The 3,283-nt window shown below is 55.5% G+C and carries 4 protein-coding genes; all 4 read left to right on the forward strand.

Features of this window, described 5'->3' with window-relative positions:
- A partial coding sequence (locus ACH2EH_RS19460; RefSeq protein ID WP_395144269.1) for a hypothetical protein occupies positions 1 to 258 on the forward strand: 258 nt, incomplete at its 5' end.
- Between the two features lie 59 nt (positions 259 to 317).
- A complete protein-coding gene (locus ACH2EH_RS19465; protein WP_395144271.1) occupies positions 318 to 956 on the forward strand; it encodes a hypothetical protein in 639 nt (212 codons plus the stop codon).
- 35 nt (positions 957 to 991) lie between these two features.
- A complete protein-coding gene (locus ACH2EH_RS19470) occupies positions 992 to 1,906 on the forward strand; it encodes a glycosyltransferase family 2 protein (protein WP_395144273.1) in 915 nt (304 codons plus the stop codon).
- Between the two features lie 2 nt (positions 1,907 to 1,908).
- A partial coding sequence (locus ACH2EH_RS19475) for an amino acid adenylation domain-containing protein (protein ID WP_395144274.1) occupies positions 1,909 to 3,283 on the forward strand: 1,375 nt, incomplete at its 3' end.

The raw sequence follows: 3,283 nt of genomic DNA on the forward strand, positions 1-3,283 counted from the left end.
ATTATTATGTACTATTGGCAGCAATCGCGCGATGGTGCCACTACGTGTGAACCGATGATGGGTAACTTCCGCGACCTCCCCGCACGACTACGAACGGGATATGGTGCAGTTATTCTGGGGCGACAGTCTGTCTTATTACGCATCTATACTGCCTACAATGAAACCGATGATTCGGTCGGTTTGAGCGCACAACGTGGAGTTCATGAGATCTCACGAGCCTACTACCGTGCACTGCTTAAGGAAGGAAAAGAAGGATGAGAGGCATCGCTTTTACTCTTTGTGTGGTAGCTTTCACACTTGTTTCGGGCTGTAAGAATATGCGAATTGCAACAGGCTCGGATGACCGTTTTATCCACCTTCCTCAGGAGCTCACCGCAACTCCAATCCCCCCTGCCCAACCACTTCTTCCCACATCGCCTAGCAGTCACTGGACTTATCGGTTGACCAATGATGAAAACGGTATCGAGGAAGTGACAGTTCTACCCCCCCGCTTGATCGAGGGCCAAACTGCCCTTGTGCTCTCCGGCAAGCGCAAAGGAACCCCCGATCGTGAAGAGCTTTTCCATGTCACGAGCAATGAAATTGCACAGTTCTCAGCGGGTGCTGCGGAGAAAGTGACATTAAAGCCCCCCATGCCCATTCTACGCTTTCCGCTCAAGTTCGATGAAACTGTTAGCTGGCAAGGAGGGGTTTCCTTGAGGGGAGCTTTAGTTCCGAGTCAGTCGAAATCGCGCTTACGCTGTATCGAAAAGATCAAGGTTCCCGCGGGGACATTCACCACCGCCTATCGCGTTGACACCATCTTAGAGACAAGACTAACCGATGGTCTAGCCCACTTCTGGGTCACACGCTGGTTTGCACCCGGGGTCGGTGTGATACGGACACGCTATCTAGTCAAGGCACCGGGACAAGCCGAGCGTGTTTTCACCAAAGATCTCTTGAAGTATAAGATTTAGTCCTTTCGGCATGATTCTTGCACAATGCGGAATACATGTATTCCGCGCCACTTGTCTCTGTCGTTGTCATCTTCTATAACCCGGGCCGCTTCTTCGCCGAAGCGATTGACTCCGTGCTTTCCCAGACCTTTACAGACTGGGAACTTCTTCTGGTAGATGACGGTTCGACAGATGGCTCAAAAGAGCTAGCCCAAACCTATGCCAAGGAGCACTCGGGGAGAGTAATCTATCTCCAGCACCCTGGTGGACTGAACCGAGGGATGAGCGCCACACGTAACTTGGGCCTCGCACAGGCCCAAGGTCAGTATATAGCACTACTGGATGCCGATGATCTCTGGTTGCCCAACAAGCTAGCGGAGCAAGTGAGGACTCTTGCGGCGCAGCCCACAGCGGCGGCACTCTTTGGCCGAAGCAAGATCTGGCATTCCTGGGCAGACACTGCCACACAGCCTGACTGGTTGAATTTGGGAGGTCTTACTGCGGACCGAGTGGTTGCCCCGCTGGAGATGCTCCTGCACTGGCTGGGCGATGAGAGCTTTCAACCCTGTACTTCAGAATTTATTGCCCGAACAGATATTCTCCGCAAGCTCGGCGGATGGGATGAGAGCTTTAAGGGACTCTATGAGGACAATGTGCTCTACACACGGCTCTTTACGCACTACCCTGTTTATGCCGCCAGCGCCACCTGGAGCCTCTACCGCCAGCACCCCGATAACTGCTGCCATCAGGCGATGGCACGCGGTGAGTGGGTATTGGGTAGGCCAAATCCCGCCAAGGAGAGAATTCTCCTATGGATTGAGCGCTACCTACACGATAATTCAATCAACGATCCCGCATTGACAAAAGCTCTCGCCGCCGCTCTCCTGCCATTTCGAAACCCGGTACTCTATCAGGCCCGGCAGCTACCACGTCGCGCGATCCATAAACTGAGATCTGCCCTGGTGAAATAACGATGAACACGCTCCATGAACGCTTTACCGCACAAGCGGCGCAAACGCCCGACGCGCTAGCCCTTACTTTTGAGGGGAGATCCCTCTCCTATGCCGCCCTCAACGCCCGCGCCAATGCACTGGCGCAGCGTCTCATTGTGGAGGGAGTTGGCCCAGAGACCTTGGTGGCATTGCTTGTGGAGCGCGGTTTTGACATGGTTATCGGGATACTGGGCATCCTCAAGGCGGGCGGAGCCTATGTCCCTCTCGACCCTGCCTACCCCGCAGAGCGCCTCACTTTCCAGCTCGCGGACTGTGAAGCGCCGGTGCTGGTGACACAACCCGGCATTTCTCTGCCCGAAACGACAGCCAAGATCATTCGCATCACCGCTGATGACGATAATAACGACGGAGGGTGCACGGAAAATCCGCTCACTCCCGTCAGTGAAAAGAATCTGGCGTATGTGATCTACACATCAGGTTCGACGGGCCAGCCAAAGGGCTGCCTTGTTGAGCACCGCAATGTCTTGCCTCTCTTTGATAATCCTGCCTTTACAGCAACGGAGCACGATGTCTGGACTCTATTTCATTCCTACGCCTTTGATTTTTCGGTCTGGGAGATCTGGGGAGCGCTGCTGCACGGCGGACGATTAGTCATTCCCACGGATGCCGAGCGACGCGCCGCGGATTCATTTCATGCCCTGCTGCGCCGCGAGGGTGTGACAGTACTCAACCAGTCTCCCACGGCCTTTTCCCAGCTGATGGCCGCGGATGAAGAGGCTCCGAAGCTGGAGTCGCTTCGGACGGTCATTCTGGCCGCAGAGAAGCTCGAAGTCGCCAGCCTGAAGCCCTGGTTTGCGCGCTATGGTGACACTCAGCCTGTACTTTGGAATCTCTACGGCATCACGGAGACCACAGTTTTTGTGAGCTACCGGCGTATTCTTGCTGCGGACACGGACTCTACCGTCAGCCCCATCGGTGTCGCCTTTCCGGGCTGGACAATGCATGTGGTCAGCGGCGAGCTCTGGGTGGGTGGTGCGGGCGTGACGCGCGGTTACCTGAAGCGTCCCGAGCTCACCGATGAGCGCTTTGTGTGCTACCAAGATCAGCGTGTCTACCGATCAGGCGACCTGGTCTCTGTGCTTCCCAATAGCGAGCTCGACTACATTGGGCGTGCTGACCTACAAGTCAAGCTACGCGGTCACCGAATTGAGCTAGGAGAGATTGAAGCCGCACTGGTGCAGTTTCCTGGAGTCCGCGGCAGCGCTGTCACCCTGCACAGCGAGAGGCTGGTGGGCTATACTATCGGTCAAAAACCCGATCCAAGTGCGCTCGGAGCTTATCTGCGCACTCACCTGCCGGTCTACATGGTTCCCACCGCGTTCGTCCATCTGGAGA

The organism is Armatimonas sp. (genome assembly GCF_043760365.1).
Lineage (GTDB): Bacteria > Armatimonadota > Armatimonadia > Armatimonadales > Armatimonadaceae > Armatimonas.

What these genes read in the sequence shown, in the direction of transcription:
- ACH2EH_RS19465 (WP_395144271.1), top strand. Translation starts at nt 318, where the DNA reads ATGCGAATTGCAACAGGCTCGGATGACCGTTTTATCCACCTTCCTCAG.
- ACH2EH_RS19470 (WP_395144273.1), top strand. Translation starts at nt 992, where the DNA reads ATGTATTCCGCGCCACTTGTCTCTGTCGTTGTCATCTTCTATAACCCG.